The organism is Bradyrhizobium sp. B025 (genome assembly GCF_042257955.1).
In the GTDB taxonomy this organism is placed as follows: domain Bacteria; phylum Pseudomonadota; class Alphaproteobacteria; order Rhizobiales; family Xanthobacteraceae; genus Bradyrhizobium; species Bradyrhizobium diazoefficiens.
This window is the reverse complement of the sequence record NZ_CP170150.1, coordinates 6,910,412-6,931,391: the sequence shown is the minus strand read 5'-3', so window position 1 is coordinate 6,931,391 and position 20,980 is coordinate 6,910,412. Positions and strand designations below refer to the sequence as shown.

Here is a 20,980-nt window from a genome sequence, read left to right as displayed (position 1 = left end):
ACCTCCCGGACAGTCGAAGCCGCAAACCTGTGTGCATTGGCCTTGCGATCGTCCGGTCGACCTCAGGAGAGAGCGAATATGTCGTGCCCCGACCCGGACCGCCCACAACACGGCATCCTGCTGCGCGAGTTGCATCACAGGGTCGATAAAGGAATCGCCTCGGCGATCGATCTGGTCTCGGCGGCGGTCATCCGCGCCGACGGAGCGGAAGCAAAGGCCGCCCTGAGCGACGTCGTGGAGCTGCTGCACGGACATGCGGAGCTGCATCGGGCGCTGGCCATGCCGGACGGCGATGTCCTCAACGATGCCGCGACTTACATTCGCCGACTGGGCTGCGCCATGCGCCAATCCTTTCTGGATCGAATGGGGATCCGGCTGACGCTCACCACCGAGTCTCTCCCGCTTCAGCCCGAGCGGTGCGGACGGCTTGGCCTGATCGTCCACGACCTCATCGTCAACGCAGCGAAGCATGCGTACTTCGACGCGCGCTCCGGCGAGATCAAGGTCAAGCTGTCGCGCATCGGCTCGGTCGCGAACTGCGTGGTGCTGGACAACGGCTCGCGGCCGGCGCGGGCCTTGGGCCGGGAGTTCGAGATCAGCAATGACCTTGCGAAAGGGCTCGGCGGACGGATCGAGCACGGCTTCGCTGCCGAGTTCACATCCGTCGTGGTCGCGTTTCACCTGAGCGAGCGGGAGCGGCAGGCAAGCTGGTCGATGGCGGCGCGCCGCATGAGGCGGCCGCGCCGGCTGAAGACCAACGCGTCCGTGACGCCCGGCTCGGGCGCCGGCCTCCCGGATCAGATCGAGCGTCCGGCCGCGATGCGCGCGGATCCAGATTCACTGCGAGCGCGCCCGAACGAACGGGCCACGCTGACCACGGGCCCGGACGTCCTGGGCAATCTACTGTCACCCTCTCACCGTACGGACGCGCTATGAACCCGCGTTATTCGAACCTCTCCAAAATCGGCCGAACCGAGCGCTTGCTGAGGCCTCTCGGTGGCCTGGCCCTCGCACTTGTTGCTGCCGCGCTTGGCGGCTGCGACGATCACGCTGCCAGTCCTTCCGCGCGCGCCGCTGTCGTGCGCACGGAAATCGTGCAGCCGAGAGATCGGCAATCCTCGCTTACCCTGACCGGTGAGGTGCAGGCCCGCTTTCGGGCGGATCTGTCGTTCCGCGTCAGCGGGCGCGTCCTCGCGCGCTATGTCGATGTCGGGACCCACGTGAAGGCCGGCGAAGTGCTGGCCATTCTCGACCCGGCCGAGCAGGAGGCCGATGTCGATGCCGCCACCGCCGCCGTTCTCGCCGCAGAATCCCAGCTGCGTGTGGCAAAGGCGACTTTCGATCGGCAGACGGCGCTGATCGCGAGCGGCTTCACCACGCGCACGGCCTACGACCAGGCGCAGGAAGGGTTGCGAACCACGGAAGGTGCGCTTGAAGCGGCAAGAGCGCAGCTCGGAACCGCGAAGGACGTGCTCGGCTATACCGCGCTGCGAGCCGAAGCCGACGGCGTCGTCACCGCACGCAGTGTGGAGACCGGTCAGGTCGTACAGGCTGCCCAACCGGTATTTTCACTGGCGCAGGACGGGGACCGGGACGTCGTCTTTGACGTCTATGAGTCCATTTTCCTCGGTGCTGCCGACCGAAGCAGCGTTTCGTTGGTGCTGATCTCCGATGCGACCGTGACCGCAGGCGGTCAGGTTCGGGAGGTCTCGCCGGCGGTCGACGCGAGGAGCGCGACCATTCGGGTCAAGGTGGCGATCAACGACCCGCCTGCCGCAATGACGCTTGGAAGCGCCGTCGCGGGAACTGTGAGAGTGAAGACCGAGCCGCAGATCGCATTGCCCTGGCGCGCATTGATGGCGGCGGGCACCAGCCCTGCGGTCTGGACCGTCGATCCGGCAACGCGGACCGCCTCGCTGAAGCCGGTGACGGTCGGTGGCTACGAGGCCGGAGAAGTATTGATCAAGGCAGGTCTGGATCCGGGCGAGCGCGTCGTCGTCGATGGCGGCAAGCTTTTGAGCGTGGGCCAGCCCGTGACCTATGAAGGAGACCGCTCATGACGGGCCGCACAACGATCGTGGCGGGCACGCTTGCATGCGCGCTCGCGCTTGCCGGATGCCAGCAGGAGACGAAGGCGCCCGAGGCCGTGCGGCCCGTCCAGTCGCTGCTTCTCGCAGCGGACCACGCGGACGATGCCGTTGCGGTGGGCGTTATCGAGCCGCGCTACAAAACCAATGTCGGCTTCCGCGTGCTGGGACGTCTGATCACGCGTCCCGTCTACGTCGGTGACCTCGTGACTGAGGGACAGACGGTTGGCACGATCGACTCGACCGCCCTTGAGCTCGCCGTTCGCGCGGCCAAAGGCCAGCTTGCCAAGGCCGAGGCGCAGTTCGCGACCGCTCGCGCGACGGAGGAACGGCAGCGAACGCTCATCACCACCGATGCAACCACGAAGCAGATGCTCGATAACGCCGAGCAGGCGCGTGCCGGCGCCGAAGCGACGGTTGCGCGCGAACAGGCCAATCTGACCAAGGCGGTCGAGCAGCTCGGCTATTCGCAGATCAAGGCCGACTTCGCCGGTGTGGTCACCGCAGTCGGTGCGGACGTCGGCCAGGTGGTGTCCCCCGGCCAAAGCGTGGTGACGATCGCAAGGCCCGATATCCGCGAAGCGGTCGTCGATATCGGACCGGACTATCCGCTGCCGCTGGAGGTCGGTCTGCCGTTCACGGTCGGCCTGCAGCTCTTGCCGGCGGTTCAAGTGGAAGGCACCGTTCGCGAGATTGCGCCGCAGGCCGATCCGGCAACGCGCCTGCGGCGGGTCCGCATCGCACTCAGCAATCCGCCCGACAGCTTCCGGCTCGGCGCGACCGTCACGGCAAAGCTCGGCAGGCAGCAAGGCCCGGTTCTCCGGCTGCCTGCGTCGGCGCTGCTCGCCAAGGATGGCGCCAATTTCGTCTGGATCGTCAATCAGCCCGCCAGCACGGTGTCGCTGCAAAAGATCGATGTGGCGGCTGGCCAAACCGGGGCGCGCGTCACCGGTGGACTTGCTCCTGGCGCACGCGTCGTCACCGCCGGGGTCCACAGTCTCAAGCAAGGACAGCACGTCCGTATCGAACAGGATCAGCAGCCATGAAGGCGTTCAACCTCTCCGACTGGGCGCTCGGTCACCGCTCGCTCGTCTGGTATTTCATGATCGCCTTCATGGCGGCGGGACTTTTTGCCTATCTTCAGCTGGGACGGCAGGAAGACCCCGACTTCACCATCAAGACCATGGTCGTCCAGGCGCAGTGGCCGGGTGCGTCACCCGAGGAGATGACGCGCCAGATCACCGACCGGATCGAGAAGAAGCTCGAGGAGCTGGAATCGCTCGATTACACCAAGAGTGTGACGGTTGCGGGTCAGACCACCGTCTTCGTCTATCTGCGCGACAGCACCAAGGCTGCCGACGTGAAGCCGACCTGGATTCGTGTTCGCAACATGATCGCGGATATCAAGGGCGACTTCCCGCAAGGGGTGATCGGGCCCGGCTTCAACGATCGCTTCGGCGACGTGTTCGGCAACATCTATGCCTTCACCAGCGACGGCCTGAGCCAACGTCAGCTGCGCGATCATGTGGAGGGCATCCGTGCCAAGGTCCTGACCGTGCCCGATGTCGGCAAGGTGGACATCCTGGGCGCGCAGGACGAGGTGATCTATCTCGAATTCTCCACCCGCAAGATCGCGGCCCTTGGCCTCGACGTTCACGCGATCATGAGCTCCTTGCAGGGCCAGAATGCGGTTGCCCCATCCGGCGTATTCCAGGAGGGGCCCGAGCGGATCAGCGTACGCGTGAACGGCCAGTTCACGTCGGAGGCAAGTCTGAAGGCGGTCAATCTGCGCATCAACGATCGCTTCTTTCCCCTGACCGACGTCGCAACCATCACGCGCGGTTATGCCGATCCGGCCAGGACCTTGTTCCGGTACAACGGCGAGCCGGCGATCGCGCTTGCCATCGGCATGAAGTCCGGCGCGAATCTGCTGCATTTCGGCGAGGCGCTGCAGGAGGAGATGTCGAGAATTACTGCCGACTTGCCGGTCGGCGTCGGCGTTCACCTCGTCGCCGATCAGCCCGTCGTTGTCGAGCATGCCGTGTCCGGCTTCACCGAGGCGCTGTTCGAGGCCGTGATCATCGTTCTCGGCATCAGCTTTCTCAGCCTGGGCATGCGCGCCGGCCTTGTCGTCGCGATCGCGATTCCGCTGGTTCTCGCCATCACCTTCGTCGTGATGGCCTATGCCGGCATTTCGTTGCAGCGAATTTCGCTTGGCGCCCTGATCATCGCGCTCGGCCTGCTGGTCGATGACGCCATGATTGCCGTCGAGATGATGGTCGCGCGGCTCGAGGTCGGCGATCCCCTGGAAAAGGCGGCAACGCATGTCTACACCTCGACCGCCTTTCCCATGCTGACCGGAACGCTGGTGACCGTGGCCGGCTTCATTCCGATCGGGCTCAATAGCAGCAATGCGGGCGAGTTCACCTTCACGCTGTTCGTGGTCATCGCCGTCTCCCTGATCGTCTCGTGGATCGTGGCGGTGCTGTTCACGCCGTTGCTCGGCGTCACCATCCTGCCCGCCAGGATGAAGGGCCATCACGAGCAGAAGGGGCGCGTAGCGCAGTTGTTCACGCGTCTCCTGCTCGTCTGCATGCATCGCCGCTGGACGACGATCGGTGTTACGGTTGCGGCCTTTCTGCTGGCGCTGTTCGGCATGAATTTCGTGCAGCAGCAGTTCTTCCCGTCTTCGGATCGCGCCGAGCTCGTGATCGACTGGAATCTGCCGCAGAACGCGTCCATTGCCGATACCAACTCGCAGATGGCCCGCTTCGAGCGCGAACAGCTCCAGGGCAGCAATTCGGTCGACCACTGGTCGTCCTATGTCGGCACCGGCTCGCCGCGCTTCGTCCTGTCCTTCGACGTGCAGACCGCCAACACCTGGTTCGGCCAGATGGTGGTCGTGACCAGGGGCGGCATCAAGGCGCGCGACCAAGTCAAGGCGCAGTTCGAGGATTACCTGAAGAAGACGTTCCCCGGCACCGATACCTACGTCAAGCTGCTCGAGGTCGGCCCCCCGGTGGGGCGTCCCGTGCAGTTTCGCTTGAGCGGGCCCGACATCGCGAAGGTGCGAGACCTCGCGCAGAAGCTCGCCGGCATCGTGCGGAGCAGCCCCGATCTCGGCAATGTCGTGTTCGACTGGATGGAGCCGGCCCGCGTCGTCAAGGTGGACGTTCTCCAGGACAAGGCGCGGCAGCTCGGCGTCACCTCGGAGGACATTGCCTCCACCTTGAACTCCGTGCTCGAGGGCACGCCGATTACCCAGGTGCGCGACAGCATCTATCTCGTCAGTGTCACGGGACGTGCGACGGCGGCTGAACGTGCCTCCATCGACACCCTGCGCGACCTGCAATTGACCGCGCTCGGCGGCCAGGCCGTGCCGCTCGGTGCGGTGGCCAATTTGCGTTACGAGCTCGAGCAGCCGACGATCTGGCGGCGCGCGCGGATCCCGACCATCACGTTGAAGGCCGGCATCGTGGGCAACGCGCAGCCAAAGACCGTCGTGGATCAGCTCGCGCCGAAAGTCGCGGAGTTCACCAAGACGCTGCCGGCCGGCTATTCGGTGCACATCGGCGGGTCCGTCGAGGAGAGCGCCAAGAGCCAGGCGCCGATCGTTGCCGTCGTTCCGCTCATGCTGTTCGTCATGGCCACGGTGCTGATGATCCAGCTGCAGAGCTTCCATCGCCTGTTTCTGGTGTTCGCGGTCGCGCCGCTGGCCGTCATCGGTGTCGTCATGGCGCTGCTGCCGAGCGGTGCTCCGCTCGGCTTCGTCGCCATCCTCGGCGTGCTCGCCCTGATCGGCATCCTCGTCCGAAATTCGGTGATCCTGATCGTGCAGATCGAGGATCTCAGGAAGGAGGGGCGGCCGGCCTGGGACGCGGTGGTGGAAGCGACCGAGCATCGTATGCGGCCAATTCTGCTGACGGCGGCCGCGGCAAGCCTCGCGCTGATTCCGATCGCGCGCGAGATTTTCTGGGGGCCGATGGCCTACGCGATGATGGGCGGCATCATCGTCGGCACGCTGCTGACGCTGCTGTTCCTGCCGGCGCTGTATGTGGCCTGGTTCCGCATTCACCCCGATCACAACGATAACTCATCCATGCACGAGCCCGCAGCGCCTGCGCACGACATTTCGCCGGAGCCGGTCCCCGCGGCCACGCCGGTGCCGGTTCTCGAACCACAGATTTAACAAGGGAAAGTACAATGCTTCGCAACACAGGTCTGATGCTGTCCATCGGTGCGGCACTTGTAACGGTGACGTTGACGTCAAATCCGGCGTCCGCGCAATTCCCGCCGCCGCCGCCCATGGCGGGGCCTCCGCCGATAGCAGCCGGAGGTCCTCCGGCCTTCGCGGCTCGTCCGCCGATCGGACCTGGCGGTGTGCCGCATGCCGGCCTCGGCGGCCCGGCGCCCCGCCTCGGTGCTGGAGCTGCACCGCGCGGGGCTCTCGCTGGAAGCGGGCGCGGCAGCCCGGCGGTGGCGAACGCCGCTCGCGCCACATCCGTCACCTACAACCGCTTCGGAGGCTACGGCCGCTACGGTGGAGCCCGGTACGGCTATCGCGCCGCGTATGCGGCCAGCGCTTACGCCGGAGCCGCTGCCGGCTACGCCTATGGCGGCTCGCGCTATTCCTCTGACAGTGACTGCTACTACGTTTACAGACGTTACCGGCGCGTGATGGTGTGCGAATAGACCGCACACCGACCGCTACGGCGAGCTCGCCATCAACGCCGCCCCGGCGAAGGCGGCGGCGGGGCAGGGCGTGTACTCCCCTAGATCAATCCCTTGTTGCACGCGTTTTTTGCCGCCGAGTTTCCGCCAGCGTAATGGCGCCGCTAGCCACCAGGACAATGACGATGACCGTGGCAAGCGCCTCCACCGAGGCTAGGGTGTCGTACCAGCTGTTCCAAAGCTCAAGCATGAGCTGGCCTCTATCTGAGCGGGCGTCCACCAGCGATAAAATGCGCTCTGTCGAAAGGACGTGCCTTCGCGCACAGGGACAATGCTACGTTTCGCCGCGCGCGCTTTGATCGCGCGGCAACATGACCTATGCCCGGCGCCCGAATATCGAGCGAACGTAGGTTCCGGTCGCCGTACACAGAGATCGCCCGCGGCTATGTCGAAGATGTTGGCCGACTGTGAAGTAGCTTACATACCGTGTTCTTGGCCCGGGCTAACGTGGCGGAAGCTTCTTGCTTTGAAGGAGGCATCCAATGCTCGCAGCAATCAAATGGAACTCCCGATACAACGCGCGCGAATGGGGGATGATGGTTGGGGCGCTCGCCGTCCAACTCCATGCACTGAATGCAAATCGACGGAAGGGCGAAAGCAAGCCGAGGCGGCCGCCCTGGAAATACTTCGACGATACCCATCATTGGGACACAGCCGCGGAGGAATGGGTCCCCAACAATGATCGGTGATCAGGCTTCAAGATCCCTTTCGCTGATGGACCTGGTCGAGCGGTGCGGTCACGTACAAGCAGCTGGATCGGGATGTGCGTCGGGACTTCCCGAAGAGTGACGCAGCAGCGCGTCGCCGACGGGGCGTAGCGCTACGGCGCCGGGCCGGGACCCGGAGGCGGCATGGTAACGGCCAGCTTCCGGCACGCCGCCCTTGCTGATATTCTCCGCCAGAAGACGTTTGGCGGAGGATAACGATGCGGCCCCACGGGATGGCCTCGAATATAGCGGCTGGCGATGTCACGCCCGCGGTGCTCGCCATCGGACGGCCGGATTTTCCGATCGTGCTGATCGATACGCTGCGCCGGCAGGCCGATGTCGGCCATTGCATGGTGTTTGCGCTGAGCCGGGCCGGCGCTGCCCGCTGCCTGCTCGATGCCGGCAACATCCCGATCGGCGGCGATCTCGGCGCGGCCTATGCCGGGCAGTTCCACGAGTCCGATCCCAATCGCGATGCGCTGTTCGAAGGCGAGGGCGGCGCGTCGATCGTGCTTCCGACTTTCGCCCCGCGCATGTACGGCGCGCGCTACCGGAAAATCTTCTTCAACGATTCCGGCATCGTCGACAAATGCGCGACCGCGATCTGGGTCGAGGACACCTGCTTCTACGTCAATTTCTATCGCATCGCCACGCAGGGCCGCTTCAGCGACGCCCAGCGCGAACGCCTCCAGGCGATCGCACCTGCGATCGGGGCGAGCGTCGCGCGCCATTTTCAGCGGAGCGCAACGCCCGATCAGTCTCTCGCCGCGCTGTTCGCCACGCACGCGCCGCTCGCCGATCTCACGCCGCGCGAGCGGGAGGTTTGCCGGCGCATCCTCGAAGGCTTCAGCTCCGAGGCGATCTCGCAGGCGCTCGGCATCAGCCTGCATTCGACGCTGACCTACCGCAAGCGCGCCTATGAGCGGCTGGGTATCTCCTCGCAGAATGAATTGTTTTCGATCGTGCTGCGCCTGCTCGCGGGGCCGAGCGGCCTGAACTAAGGGGTACTCTCAGGTCCGCTAACTCGAAATGGGTAGTTTCCTCAATGAACCCGATTTGCGATGATGCAGGGCAATTGCGGTGGCCGCCGCGGTTGTAGGGGGGCGGCCTTGGTTTCTATCAGGGTCAGCGACGGGCCGCTTAGCTCCGATAGGTTTGTGCGACTTTAGATCCTCGAGCTGTAGCTCCAATTCGCAGTTCTAGGAGGCCGCAATGGCAAATGTCTATTCAGTTCTGTCAATGTCCTTAGTTGCTACCGTTCTCATGGCTGGCAATGTCCAGGCCCAAAGCATTCTTCCGGAAGGCTCCGTCTTCGTTATATTCACCGCCACGCCCATTCCAGCCCCCAGGCCGATGCCGATCGGCATCGGCAGAGAGTTTGCCCTCGTGAACCAAACGCGCGCCATCTCTTCGTCCGTCGGCACTGCAGTGATCAATCCGGTCTGAGCGCATCTGCATTGTCGCACCGATCGGACGTAGGGGTGTCGATCAACCGCTTGGTGAACGGGAAAGTAGCGATCTTCGATCTTTATCAGGGAGATCAAAAGGTCAGCCATGATGGACAATCCAACTGCCTGGTCCAGGCGTCGACGATGTCCGATCCACGATCGCTAACGCCGGAGATGAATTTCCGCCAAGGCACCAGATATGCCGGCGTCCTGGTCGCGATTGGAGTGATCTATTTCGTCCTGGCAAAAGGCGGCCTCGCTCTCGCCTCTGTTCATCCCAGTGCAACGCCAATTTGGCCACCGACGGGTCTCGCGCTGGCGGCGGTGCTGTTGTGGGGATATCGGACCTGGCCGGCAATTTTCATTGCAGCAGTGATCGCCAATGCGACCACCGCCGGTTCCGTTGCCACCGCAATTGCGATTGCTTCCGGCAACACTCTTGAGGCCGTCGTTGGCGCTTATCTGGTCAATCGATGGTCGCGCGGCCGTCATACGTTTTCGAGACCAAACTCCGTCGCGAAGTTTGCTCTGATCTGCATCGTGATCGCGACGCCGATCAGCGCCAGCATTGGACTGACCAGCCTGGCGACCGCCGGGTACATCGATCGGACCAATTTCGCGAACGCCTGGGTTACATGGTGGCTGGGAGATGTGACCGGCGCGCTGGTCATTGCCCCCGTTGTCGTGCTTTGGGCATCAAGCTACGACCATGCTTTCAACCGCAATGATTGTCTGGAGACGGTCGGCGTCCTCGCAACAGCGGCGGCTGTTGGACTCCTTGCTTTCAGTCCCCTGATCGAGCAAACGCCGAGCAGAGATCCACTGGGTTTTCTCGCGATCCTGCCAATGTTGTGGGCGGCACTGCGCCGCGGTCCACGTGACACCGCAACGGTTGCGCTGGTGCTTGCCGGCATCACGGTTTGGGGGACGCTCACGGGCGGCGGCCCCTTCACGACCACGGACCTCAACGTTTCATTCCTGCTGGTGTTGATGTTCCTGATCAGCATTACGGTTCCGAGCTTGTTACTGAGCGCCGACGTCGAGGTCCGCAAGAGGGGGGAGAAACGTCTGCGCCGTGCGCAGGTCGAACTCGAACGGAAGGTCGCAGAGCGTACGCAGGAGCTTGAGCTCGCCAATGCAGCAAAATCGCGCTTCCTGGCCATGGCAAGCCACGATTTGCGGCAGCCATTGCATGCACTGGGCTTGTTCATTGCCCAGCTGCGCATGCCGCTCAGATCGGGGGAACGGACAAGGACGATCGAGCTGATCGATGCAACGCGCAAGGAAATGGATGAAATGCTCAATTCGCTGCTGGATATGTCCAAGCTGGATGCCGGAATCCTTATACCCACAATTACTGAATTCCCGATCGCGCGCCTGTTGCAAAAAATTGAGACGACGTTTGATCAGGCAACGCGAGAAACAGGCTTGCGTCTACGCGTCAGGCGAAGTGACGCCTGGGTGCGGAGCGATGCCATGCTCCTCGAACGCATACTGCTCAATTTGGTATCCAACGCTGTGCGCTATACGTTGCGGGGTGGGATCATTGTCGGCTGTCGCCGGCGCGGTCAAATGTTGCGCATCGAAGTATGGGATAGTGGTCCCGGCATTCCCGAGGATCAGAAGCAGAATATCTTTGGCGAGTTCTTTCAACTGGCCGCCCGAGACCGGAACCGGTACGGCAGCATGGGGCTTGGCTTGGCTATTGTCGACAGGCTTCGCCTGCTTCTCAACCATCCAATCGACTTAGCTTCGACCGTGGGCCGAGGTTCGCGATTCGCGATCCTGGTTCCGATGGCCGATGAATGCGATACATCCGCCGAGCCCGTCGACTCTCCCCCCCCCGCGGCCTTTGCAGTCGAAGGCAAGCTCGTTCTTGTTATTGCCGATGCTCCGATTGTCCAGCAGGGAACGGGCGGATTGCTTGGCAGATGGGGATACACCGTCCTTACCACCGGATCCGACGAAGCGGCACTTATCCGACTTGCGGAGCGCCAACAACGCCCCGATCTCATCATCTCGGATTATCATCTTGCGAATGGAAAGACCGGGATCCGAGCCATTGAAAAAATCAATGCGGCGTTCGGTTCATCCATTCCAGCTATTCTCATCAGCGGCGATACGGCACCCGAACCGGCACGTGAGGTCAAGGATAGAGGATACATTTTGCTGCACAAGCCTGTCGACCCGATGCGGCTCCGCGCTGTCATGCACGAGCTCTTGATGGATCACGGCGATGGGAGGGATACCCGGGCGGCTTCATGACTCGGATTTCGGCGACGATTCCCAGCCCATTTTTCCCACTTTGATGACTGCCTCGGTGCGGCTCGTTACGCTGAGCGCCTTGAGAACGACCGTGATGTGATTTTTCACTGTCGGCACTGCCATGTTGAGCGTCTTGGCAATGATCTTGTTGCTTTTTCCCTTCATCAGAAGCGCAAGCACTTCGATCTGCCGATCGGTCAATCCGAGGCCCCTGAGAAAGTCGGGCGTCGTCGGTTTATTTGCAAGCCGCCGAGACGGTGCTTCCTCCAGAATTTCAGAGGGAATGTAAATACCGCCAGAGAACACCAACTCAATTGCGTTGAGCATGACCTCTCGTTCGGTCGTCTTAGGGATGAAACCCAGCGCGCCAAGTTTGAAAGCGCGCTTGACTGTGTCTTGATCATTCGAGGACGAAAGAATGATGATAGCAATGGTCGGATAGCTGTCTCGCAGTTCGCGGAGGACAGAGAAGCCATCTCTGTCAGGCAAATTGATATCAAGCAGGATGAGGCTGATGTCGGGATGTTCCTCGACTATGTCCATTGCCTGACGGCTGCTCGAAGCTTCAAATATGACGGCCTCTCGCTTCAGCTGTCTCAGGACCGCGCACAACGCCTCGCGTATCAATGCATGATCGTCAACAATAAGGACTTTCATGAAAAGCTCTCCGTCATCCCATGGCACGGAGATCCAATTTGAGAAATCATACACCCGCCCTTGGGTCTTTGGCGAGGAAGAGGCTGGCGGGAAGACCGGCCCCGAAACCGTCCACTCTTCATCGCTGGTCCAGCCAGCGGGTCACGGTTAGGCACTCAAGATAGAAGTTGAATGCCGTTGTATGCTGTAATTGTAATCAGCTCACGGGACGCCCAAAAAAGCGAGTGCGGATCGCCAGAGTCGCGGATTCAGACTGCGGATATCTGTAAGTACCTTGATCATAGGACCTAGGAACCCCTCCGTGAGGACCTCCGGCTGATTTACGCGCGGTGCCGTTGAACGATAATCGTTACCCGACAGCTCCCACGCCAGGAGGTTCTACCAGGCGTCGCCGTAGTTCGCGGCCGGGTTCGGCGCGGCTGATGCTTTTCGTCAGTTTCGGTCCCTCTTGAAACGTGTTCGGACGCCGGACGGGGAACCAGATGCTTGATCGAACTGCCACCCCGAAGCCATTCGCAGGCGCGGTGCCGGAGCTGAACGGCTACGGCCGCGATCTGCGCATTGATGCCTGCCGCGGCATCGCGCTCTGGTGGATCTTTCTTGACCATGTCCCCAACAACATCGGGAGTTGGCTGACGCTGCGCAACTACGGCTTCAGCGATGCGGCGGAAGTATTCATGTTTCTTTCGGGTTTGACCTGCGCGCTGTCCTACGGCAAGGCACGGCAGAGCGGGGGCTGGACCGGCGTGATCGGCCGGACGCTGTGGCGAAGCTGGGATATTTATGTCGCATTTCTACTGCTTACCCTCGCCTGCGCCATCGTGGTTCACCTCGCAGGCGGCGGCCCTCTTGCCGATAAGAGCAATACGCGCATTCTGTTGGATCAGCCGGGCGTGACGCTCGCGCACGCGGCGATCCTGCAATACCGCCCGGTGAATACCGACATCTTGCCGCTCTTCGTGCTCTATCACCTTTTGTTTGCGCCGCTGCTGTGGCTGCTGCTGCGAGCGCCGAACGCAACGCTGGGCGCGTCGCTGCTGCTTTACGCACTGGTGCACGTCTTCGGCTGGACCATCCCGGCATGGCCGAACGGCCACTGGTTCTTCAATCCGCTGGCCTGGCAGCTGCCGCTTGTGCTTGGCGCGTGGTGGATCATCGAGGGCAAGAGAGTTCGACCGTGGGTGACCTCACGCACCGTGCTTGTTCCTGCGGTTCTTTATCTGCTGATCAGCCTCATCATCGCATTGAGCTGGAGCGTCAAACCGCTGGAAGCGTTGGTCCCTCGGGCACTCCTGACGCTGTTTTACCCGATGGACAAATCGAATCTCGCTCCATTGCGACTGCTGCATTTTCTGGCCCTTGCAGTTTTGGCCGTATGGCTCATGCCTCGCGATTGGCGAGGGCTGACGACGCCGGTGATGCGTGGCGCCATTCTCTGTGGCCGGAATTCGCTGCCAATCTACTGCCTTGGCGTTCTGCTGACGCTGGCCAGCCACCTGGCGCTGCTCGACATCTCGGAGGGGCTGACGATGCAGATCGCGCTCAGTGTTGGCGGCGTCCTGGTGATGATCGTGGTGGCGGCGCTGCTGCATTTGGTCATGATCAAACCCAGGCAACAGCCGCATGCGAAGGCCGTCGAGGAGCTGGTCATCAATCCCATGACAGCCAGGGCACTCGGCGTTGACATTCCGCCCGCGGTACTCGCCTGTGCCGACAAGGTTGATCGACTAAAGATGCTGTTTGCTCCGGTGCGCGAGTCCGGCTGCGACGCGGATCCAGTGCCAGCAATCGCGCACGCCTTCGGGCCACCAGCGAAAAGTGCGGGTCAGGATGTGGATTAGATCACAAGGACCGACAAGGGACTGCGGAGCCTGCCCCTTGATCGTCCGGCCATCGTACAGGAGCCAAGGCCATGATTTCTCAACCAAGGACCCACAAGAGAGCGATGTTGATCGCGGCGTACGTGATGTTGGCCTGCGTAGCGGCATTTCTGTCGGTCAACCTGACATCACCCACCAGCGCCGCGCTTGGCGCGGACTGGCAGTGCAGCCGGTTTGCCCTCGTATTTACGACTTGCACCCCGGTGGGTTCACACGAGACCCTTTCCACTGGCATGCGCAGGCTGACCTAGGGTTAAGACCCAATTATCCATGTTGAGATTCAACGGGTTGGTCAACCGAATCGGGGGCCAACAGATGCGGGCGAACTTGGTTTGGTTTAGCGACGGGCAGTACGCGGGGAATTTGGCAGAGTATCTTCGAGGTGGCGGGCCGAACCTGCTGAACCGCCGGAACGAATGGCTCTCGACGGCACGCATGTCAAAGCGCATCGCTGCGCTGGCGGCGGAAAAGGGGGGCGTCGGAACAGGCGATTGGCATCACCAGGGGCGGGCGCAACAGCAAGATTCACGGCCTTGTCGATAAGCTGTGCCGCCCGTGGGTCTTGATCCTCACGCCTGGCAATACCGCCGACTGCACAGTCGGGCCGGCATGTGTCAGTCTGCTCGACGGCATCGCCGAGTTGCTCGGTGACAAGGCTTATGACAGCAACTCGTTCCGCGAGTCTCTGCGCAAGGACGGCATCAAACCGATAATCCCAGGCCGGTCAAATCGGAAGAAACGCATACGTCACGACAAGCAAGCCTATAAGGATCGCAACGTCATCGAGCGCTGCTACTGCAGGCTCAAGGACTTCAGGCGCATCGCAACGCGCTACGACAAACTCGCTCGGAACTACTTCTCAGCCCTGTGCCTCGTTGCCGCCGTGGCATTCTGGCTTTAGTCGTGCGCGGTTTCCGCTTTTGGGATAACATGGCGAGCGTGTCGGCACCCGGATGACGATGGGAAACCATGACGGGGAGCTTGGAATGAGCTCGCAGCGAGTGTCGGGAACCGCCGTGCAACGAACCATTGCCGTCCTGGGCTCGGCGGTTTTCTTCGTGGTCGCCCCATGTACGCTGGTGGGGCTCGTTCCATGGTCGATCACGGGTTGGCAATTCCGGCCGCCGTTCCTTGGTCTGGAGCTGACGCGCGGCATCGGCGCGATAATGATTCTCGCAGGCGTGCCTGGGCTCGTTGACGCATTTGCGCGTTTCGCGCTGCAAGGGCTCGGCACCCCCGCGCCCATCGCGCCGACCCGGAATCTCGTGGTGACCGGTCTCTACCGTTATGTGCGTAATCCAATATACGTCGCGGTCGTTGCCATCATCCTGGGTCAAGCGGTGCTGATGGGCGATTGGCGCCTCATCGTCTACGGCGCGCTGCTCTGGCTCTTCTTCCACGTCTTCGTCGTGGCGTACGAAGAACCTACGCTCGAGCGGACGTTTGGGAGTGAGTACGAGGCGTTCCGCGCCGCCGTCCCGCGCTGGATACCGCGGATGACCCCATGGCGATCGAAATGATCGGTGGCCCGCGGTTGTGCGAGCCGCTGCTCGCGACCGGTCTCGGACGCTTCACCGGCGCGGCGACCAGGCACGCTGTCTGGCGCTCGGTTGGAATGTCGCCTCTGTCGCTTCATGGCCCTTGACGAACGTTGTCCCAACCGCTGGGGACAGACGGCGGCTCCTGAACGCGCTAGTCTGGCGGGACACAGCAGGGAGACCGCCTTGAGCACCGCGCCGCGCATCGACATCGACCCGGCCGCGTTCTGGGCCGACCCCTATCCGATGCTCGCGAACATGCGCAAGGAGGCGCCGATCGCCTTCGTGCCGCAGCTCGGCTCGACGCTGCTGACGAGCCGCGACGACATCTCGATCTCCGAGAAGCAGATCGACGTGTTCTCCTCGCACCAGCCCGCCGGCCTGATGAACCGGCTGATGGGCCACAACATGATGCGCAAGGACGGCGAGGCGCACCAGGTCGAGCGCCGTGCGATGTTTCCGACGGTGTCACCGAAGACGGTCAAGGCGCATTGGACCGCGCTGTTCCAGGCCCATGCCGACCGCATCATCGATGCGATCGAGCCGGGGCGGATCGACTTCATGCGCGATTTCGCGCTGCCGTTCTCCGGCGAATGCCTGAAGTCGATCACCGGCCTCACCAATATCGGCTTTGCCGAGATGGACGCCTGGTCGCAAGGCATGATCGAGGGCATCGCCAACTATGTCGGCGATCCCGCCGTCGAGGCGCGCTGCCATGCCGCGACGTCGGGCATCGATGCGGCGATCGACGACATGCTGCCGGTCATGCGCAAAAATCCCGATCAAAGCATCCTCGGTGTGCTCCTCGCGTCGGGCATGCCGATGGAAAGCGTGCGCGCAAATGTAAAGCTCGCGATATCGGGCGGCCAGAACGAGCCGCGCAAGGCGATCGCCGGCACGGTGTGGGCGCTGCTGACCCATCCCGAGCAGCTCGACCTCGTCCGGCGTGGTGAAGTCACCTGGCTCCAGGCCTTCGAGGAATATGCCCGCTGGATCTCGCCGATCGGCATGTCGCCGCGGCGCATCGCAAAGCCATGGTCGATCCGCGACGTCGCGTTCGAGCTCGATGAGCGCGTGTTCCTGATGTTCGGTTCCGCCAACCGCGACGAGAAGCATTTCGAGCGCGCCGACCAGTTCGACGTGCGGCGCGACACCAGCAAGAGCGTGGCGTTCGGCGCCGGCCCGCACTTCTGCGCCGGTGCCTGGGCCTCGCGCGCCATGATCGCCGACGTCGCGCTGCCGACATTGTTCGCGCGTGCCGGCCGGATCGAGATTGCCGATGACGAGCCGGTGCGGATCGGCGGCTGGGCGTTCCGCGGCTTGCAGAATTTGCCGGTGAGATGGCTACACTAGGCCGGCTGGAAGGGAGCTTCGCGCCACAACAGCTCCCATTCGCCGATCATGCCATCATGCTCCTGTCTTGCCCGACGGGTCAAACGACTCGGCCTGCCGCGTAAGCTATTGATCCGACTATGGTCGGCTACTGTGCATGGGGTTGTTTTCGACGTTTTATGTTCCGGCCCTGCATCGTCGCACCAAATCCCCGCGGCTCTCACATTCGCGTGCGGAAAAATTCTCCCTGCATCATCGCGGCCGCTTGAAAGATTAATCATGCGCCCTGCCACGCGCGCAGTGCTCGCATCGCTATTTTTCCGCGTGTCTCGACACCTCCGGCAAGCCGCACCATCATTCCCTGGCGTGAATGAATGACGGCCGCATGCGGCCGGGAGTGTGGAATGCAGCGTCGTGACTTTCTGAGACTTTCCGTTGGAACGGCAGCCGCGGCTGCGGTCGCCTCGCGCGTCCGCGCGCAAGGCGCGGTGAAGGAAATTCGTATCGGCTATCAGAAGAACGGCGTGCTGGTCATCACGCGCCAGCAGGCCGCCCTGGAAAAACATTTCGCAGCCTTAGGCATCGAGGTGAAATGGGTTGAGTTCTCCTCCGGCCCGCCGATGATGGAGGCCATGAATGTCGGCAGTGTCGATTACGGCGCGGTCGGCGATTCCCCGCCGGTGTTCGCCCAGGCCGCGGGCGCCGCGATCGTCTATGCCGCCGGCCAGCCCATCACCAACGGCCAGGGCATTCTGGTGCCGAAGGATTCGCCGATCCGCGCCATCGCCGAGCTGAAGGGCAAGCGCGTCGGTTTCACCAAGGGCTCCAGCGCCCACAACATCGTGGTGCAGACGCTGGAGAAGGCGGGCCTCACCTATGCCGACATCACCCCGGTCTATCTGACGCCGCCTGACGCCGGCCCCGCCTTCGCCAACGGCAGCATCGAGGCCTGGGCGATCTGGGATCCGTACTTTGCGATCGGCGAGACCAGGCAGAACGGCCGCATCCTGATCAACGCGCGCGAGGTTACCAAGACCAATTCCTTCTACATCGCCAACCGCGACTTCGCGAAGAACCACGGCGCCATCCTGCAACAGATCGTCGACGTGACGACCGCGACGGCCAAATGGGCCGAGCAGCACCGCGACGAGGTCGCCAAATCGCTGGCGGCGGTGACAGGCATTCCCCTGGAGATCCAGACCATCGCGGCGAACCGCTCGGCCTTCGTGGTCGGTCCCGTCACCGACGACATCGTCGCGACCCAGCAGGGCGTCGCCGACCGCTTCCATAAGCTCGGCCTGATTCCCAAGCCGATCGTGATCCGCGACATCGTCTGGCGCAACCCGGCAGCCTGATCGTGCCGACCAATCTCCCCGTTTCAAAAGGTCTAGACATGAGGCGCATCGTTCAACGCGTGATCGCAGCCATCGTCATGTCGGTCGGCATCGTCGCGGCCGCCGTCGGCACGACCTACGGCTAGTCATCGGAGCCCATCCATGAGCCAATCCAAAAGCAACATCCTCTGGTTCCTGCCGACCCATGGTGACGGCCGCTATTTGGGCACCGCGACCGGCGGCCGCGAGGTCAACTTCAACTATCTGCGCCAGATCGCGCAGGCGGCCGACCAGCTCGGCTATTTCGGCGTGCTGCTGCCGACCGGGCGGTCTTGCGAGGATTCCTGGATCGTCGCCTCCTCGGTCGCGCCGTTCACCGAGCGGCTGCGCTATCTCGTGGCTGTCCGGCCCGGCCTGCAATCGCCGAGCGTGGCCGCGCGCATGACCGCGACGCTCGATCGCATCACCAACGGCAGGCTCCTGATCAACGTCGTCACCGGCGGCGATCCCGTCGAGAACAAGGGCGACGGCATCTTCCTTGGCCATGACGAGCGCTACGAGGTCACGCGCGAGTTCCTCAACGTCTATAGCGACCTGCTGGGCGGCAAGGCCGTCAATGTCGAGGGCAAGCACATCCGCATCGAGGACGGCAAGCTGCTGTTCCCCCCGGTGCAGTCGCCGCGGCCGCCGCTCTATTTTGGCGGTTCGTCGGACGCCGGCATCGATGTCGCGGTCGATACCGTCGACAAATACCTCACCTGGGGTGAGCCGCCGGCCCAGGTTGCCGAGAAGATCGCGAGGGTGAGGGAGGTCGCGAGCGCGCGGGGCCGAAAGCTGTCCTTCGGCATTCGCCTGCACGTGATCGTTCGTGAGACCAATGAAGAGGCCTGGAGTGCGGCCAACGAGCTGATCAAGCATGTCAGCGACGACACCATCGCGCGGGCGCAGAGGAACTTTGCCCGGATGGACTCCGTCGGCCAGCAGCGCATGGCGCAGCTCCATGGCGGCAAGCGCGACAAGCTCGAGATTAGCCCGAACCTGTGGGCCGGCGTCGGCCTGGTGCGCGGCGGCGCCGGCACGGCGCTGGTCGGCGACGCCCAGACCGTCGCGGCGCGCATCAAGGAGTATCAGGATATCGGCATCGATACGTTCATCATGTCGGGCTATCCGCATCTGGAGGAAGCCTATCGCTTTGCCGAGCTGGTGTTCCCGCTGCTCTCGCTCGATCACGGCAGCAACGTGACGCGGCTGCACCACAACAGCGGTCCGTTCGGCGAGACCGTCGGCAACGACTACCGTCCCTCCAGGCTGGCATCGCAATCATGAGCCTCATCGACAGTATTTCTCTTCCGCGCCGGGTCCGCCTGCCGCGCGCGGGCGGCCTGGTGCAGTGGATCGTGCCGCTCGCCATCGTCGCGATCTGGCAGCTCGCCTGCGTCACCGGCTTCGTGCCGACGCGCGTGCTGCCGGCGCCGAGCAACGTCGCGTTCGCCGGCTGGAAGCTGCTGCTCTCCGGCGAGCTCGCGCGCAACATCTGGGTCTCGTTCTGGCGCGCCTCGATCGGCTTCCTGATCGGCGGCAGCATCGGCTTCGCCTTCGGGCTTGCCAACGGCCTGTCGCAGCTCTCGGCAAAGCTCACCGACACCACGCTCCAGATGGTCCGCAACGTGCCGCACCTGGCGCTGATCCCGCTGGTCATCCTGTGGTTCGGCATCGACGAGAGCGCAAAGCTGTTCCTGGTGGCGCTCGGGGTGTTCTTTCCGATCTACCTCAACACGCTGCACGGCATCCGCACCGTCGATCCCCAGCTGATCGAGATGGGCCGTATCTACGGCATGAGCGACGGCGAATTGTTCCGCCGCGTGATCTTTCCGGGCGCGCTGCCCTCGATCTTCGTCGGCATCCGCTTTGCGCTCGGCATCATGTGGCTGACCCTGATCGTGGCCGAGACCATCGCGGCATCCTCGGGCCTCGGCTACATGGCGATGCAGGCGCGCGAGTTCATGCTGATCGACGTCGTCGTGCTCTCGATCCTGATCTACGCCCTGCTCGGCAAGCTCGCCGACAGCGCCTCCCGCGTGCTGGAGCGGGCGACGCTCTCCTGGCACCCCGCCTTCCAGAAACGTTGAGCAGCAATACTGGGAATCACATGCAGACAGCCCTTCGGACCTCCCTTCCCGAAACCGAGTTCGCCAGCCGCGCCAATTTCGCGCCTCACGCCCGCGTGGTGCGCGAGGAGCGGGTGGTGCAGGCCAGCGGCCTGCCGCTCAGCATCCGGGGGCTGCGAAAGTCCTTCGGCGACAATGAGGTGCTGCGCGGCATCGACCTGCACATCCCGGCCGGCCAGTTCGTCGCCATCGTCGGAAAGAGCGGCTGCGGCAAGAGCACGCTGCTGCGCCTGATCGCCGGCCTGGACAAGATCGATGCCGGCACCATCAGCCTTGGCAGTGACGTCCAGCCCGAGGATATCCGCGTGATGTTCCAGGAGCCGCGGCTATTACCCTGGGCGCGCGTGCTCGCCAATGTCGAGGTCGGTCTCGGCCGCGATCGCGCATCGAAGGATGCGCATGCTCGCGCCGAGAAGGCGCTGACCGAGGTCGGCCTCGCCGACAAGCGAGACCAGTGGCCCTCGGTGTTGTCGGGCGGCCAGAAGCAGCGCGTCGCGCTCGGCCGCGCGCTGGTCTCCCGTCCGCGCGTGCTGGCCTTCGACGAGCCGCTCGGTGCGCTGGATGCGCTGACCCGCATCTCGATGCAGCGGCTTCTGGAGCGGGTCTGGCGCGACCAGGGCTTTACCGCGATCCTGGTGACCCACGACGTTTCCGAGGCGGTCGCGCTGGCGGACCGGGTGCTGGTGATCGAGGAGGGCCGGATCGCCCATGACGTCGTGGTTAACGCAGCCCGGCCGCGGGAGCGCGGCTCGGCCGAGCTTGCGGGCCTCGAAGGCTCGATCCTGAGCCACCTTTTGTCGGCGGACGATCGTACCTAAATAGAGGGAACCCCG

Annotated in this window: 20 protein-coding genes; 18 read left to right on the top strand and 2 right to left on the bottom strand. The window is 63.3% G+C overall.

Going from position 1 to position 20,980, the window contains the following annotated elements:
* Positions 1-78: 78 nt before the first annotated feature.
* From ACE10W_RS32605 to ACE10W_RS32585, 5 genes are read left to right on the top strand one after another with little or no spacing between them, the layout of a single operon-like run.
* The gene (locus ACE10W_RS32605; RefSeq protein ID WP_304548217.1) at positions 79-936 is read left to right on the top strand and encodes a sensor histidine kinase; all 858 of its coding nucleotides are present in this window, start codon (positions 79-81) and stop codon (positions 934-936) included.
* Positions 933-2,060: an efflux RND transporter periplasmic adaptor subunit gene (locus tag ACE10W_RS32600; RefSeq protein WP_304548216.1), complete on the top strand. Its 1,128-nt coding sequence runs from the start codon at positions 933-935 to the stop codon at positions 2,058-2,060. The genes ACE10W_RS32605 and ACE10W_RS32600 overlap by 4 nt, the downstream gene beginning before the upstream one ends.
* Positions 2,057-3,133, top strand: coding sequence for an efflux RND transporter periplasmic adaptor subunit (locus ACE10W_RS32595; protein WP_304548215.1), 1,077 nt, complete (start codon positions 2,057-2,059; stop codon positions 3,131-3,133). Before ACE10W_RS32600 ends, ACE10W_RS32595 begins: the two co-directional genes overlap by 4 nt.
* Positions 3,130-6,276, top strand: a complete 3,147-nt coding sequence (locus ACE10W_RS32590) for an efflux RND transporter permease subunit (protein WP_304548214.1) — start codon at positions 3,130-3,132, stop codon at positions 6,274-6,276. Before ACE10W_RS32595 ends, ACE10W_RS32590 begins: the two co-directional genes overlap by 4 nt.
* A gap of 14 nt (positions 6,277-6,290) precedes the next feature.
* On the top strand, positions 6,291-6,779 hold the full coding sequence (locus ACE10W_RS32585; RefSeq protein ID WP_053815152.1) for a hypothetical protein: 489 nt from the start codon (positions 6,291-6,293) through the stop codon (positions 6,777-6,779).
* Positions 6,780-6,864: 85 nt separating this feature from the next.
* Here ACE10W_RS32585 and ACE10W_RS32580 read toward each other — a convergent pair whose 3' ends face one another.
* Complete coding sequence (locus ACE10W_RS32580; RefSeq protein ID WP_156149870.1) at positions 6,865-7,008, bottom strand: hypothetical protein; 144 nt, start codon at positions 7,006-7,008, stop codon at positions 6,865-6,867.
* Between the two features lie 292 nt (positions 7,009-7,300).
* Between ACE10W_RS32580 and ACE10W_RS32575 the strand changes: the two genes are divergently transcribed.
* From ACE10W_RS32575 to ACE10W_RS32560, 4 genes are all read left to right on the top strand, one after another.
* Positions 7,301-7,507 carry a hypothetical protein gene (locus tag ACE10W_RS32575; RefSeq protein ID WP_131234202.1) on the top strand — a complete coding sequence of 69 codons (207 nt, stop codon included), beginning with the start codon at positions 7,301-7,303 and terminating at the stop codon, positions 7,505-7,507.
* A 236-nt stretch (positions 7,508-7,743) separates the two neighbouring features.
* Positions 7,744-8,526, top strand: coding sequence for a LuxR C-terminal-related transcriptional regulator (locus ACE10W_RS32570; RefSeq protein ID WP_028173103.1), 783 nt, complete (start codon positions 7,744-7,746; stop codon positions 8,524-8,526).
* A 211-nt stretch (positions 8,527-8,737) separates the two neighbouring features.
* Positions 8,738-8,971, top strand: coding sequence for a hypothetical protein (locus tag ACE10W_RS32565; RefSeq protein ID WP_039187257.1), 234 nt, complete (start codon positions 8,738-8,740; stop codon positions 8,969-8,971).
* Between the two features lie 35 nt (positions 8,972-9,006).
* Positions 9,007-11,238, top strand: a complete 2,232-nt coding sequence (locus ACE10W_RS32560) for an MASE1 domain-containing protein (protein WP_304548213.1) — start codon at positions 9,007-9,009, stop codon at positions 11,236-11,238.
* On the opposite strand, the gene ACE10W_RS32555 is transcribed toward ACE10W_RS32560, so the two are convergent.
* Positions 11,233-11,895 (bottom strand): response regulator transcription factor, encoded by a 663-nt coding sequence (locus ACE10W_RS32555; protein WP_028173105.1) that lies wholly within the window; start codon positions 11,893-11,895, stop codon positions 11,233-11,235. The genes ACE10W_RS32560 and ACE10W_RS32555 overlap by 6 nt on opposite strands.
* Positions 11,896-12,377: 482 nt before the next feature.
* On the opposite strand from ACE10W_RS32555, the gene ACE10W_RS32550 reads away from it, so the two are divergent.
* From ACE10W_RS32550 to ACE10W_RS32510, 9 genes are all read left to right on the top strand, one after another.
* Positions 12,378-13,736 carry an OpgC domain-containing protein gene (locus ACE10W_RS32550; RefSeq protein ID WP_304548212.1) on the top strand — a complete coding sequence of 453 codons (1,359 nt, stop codon included), beginning with the start codon at positions 12,378-12,380 and terminating at the stop codon, positions 13,734-13,736.
* Between the two features lie 490 nt (positions 13,737-14,226).
* Positions 14,227-14,676, top strand: a complete 450-nt coding sequence (locus ACE10W_RS32545; protein WP_369525355.1) for an IS5 family transposase — start codon at positions 14,227-14,229, stop codon at positions 14,674-14,676.
* A gap of 85 nt (positions 14,677-14,761) precedes the next feature.
* Complete coding sequence (locus ACE10W_RS32540; protein WP_304548211.1) at positions 14,762-15,295, top strand: isoprenylcysteine carboxylmethyltransferase family protein; 534 nt, start codon at positions 14,762-14,764, stop codon at positions 15,293-15,295.
* Between the two features lie 204 nt (positions 15,296-15,499).
* A complete protein-coding gene (locus ACE10W_RS32535; RefSeq protein WP_304548210.1) occupies positions 15,500-16,666 on the top strand; it encodes a cytochrome P450 in 1,167 nt (388 codons plus the stop codon).
* Positions 16,667-17,049: 383 nt separating this feature from the next.
* Entirely contained in the window at positions 17,050-18,000 is a 951-nt protein-coding gene (locus ACE10W_RS32530; protein WP_304548209.1) for a sulfonate ABC transporter substrate-binding protein, read from the top strand.
* Between the two features lie 2 nt (positions 18,001-18,002).
* Positions 18,003-18,125 (top strand): hypothetical protein, encoded by a 123-nt coding sequence (locus ACE10W_RS32525; RefSeq protein ID WP_257784483.1) that lies wholly within the window; start codon positions 18,003-18,005, stop codon positions 18,123-18,125.
* A gap of 16 nt (positions 18,126-18,141) precedes the next feature.
* Positions 18,142-19,305, top strand: a complete 1,164-nt coding sequence (ssuD, locus tag ACE10W_RS32520; RefSeq protein ID WP_304548208.1) for an FMNH2-dependent alkanesulfonate monooxygenase — start codon at positions 18,142-18,144, stop codon at positions 19,303-19,305.
* A complete protein-coding gene (gene ssuC, locus ACE10W_RS32515) occupies positions 19,302-20,108 on the top strand; it encodes an aliphatic sulfonate ABC transporter permease SsuC (protein ID WP_304548207.1) in 807 nt (268 codons plus the stop codon). The genes ssuD and ssuC overlap by 4 nt, the downstream gene beginning before the upstream one ends.
* Positions 20,109-20,128: 20 nt before the next feature.
* A complete protein-coding gene (locus ACE10W_RS32510) occupies positions 20,129-20,965 on the top strand; it encodes an ATP-binding cassette domain-containing protein (RefSeq protein WP_304548206.1) in 837 nt (278 codons plus the stop codon).
* The last annotated feature ends 15 nt before the right edge of the window (positions 20,966-20,980 follow it).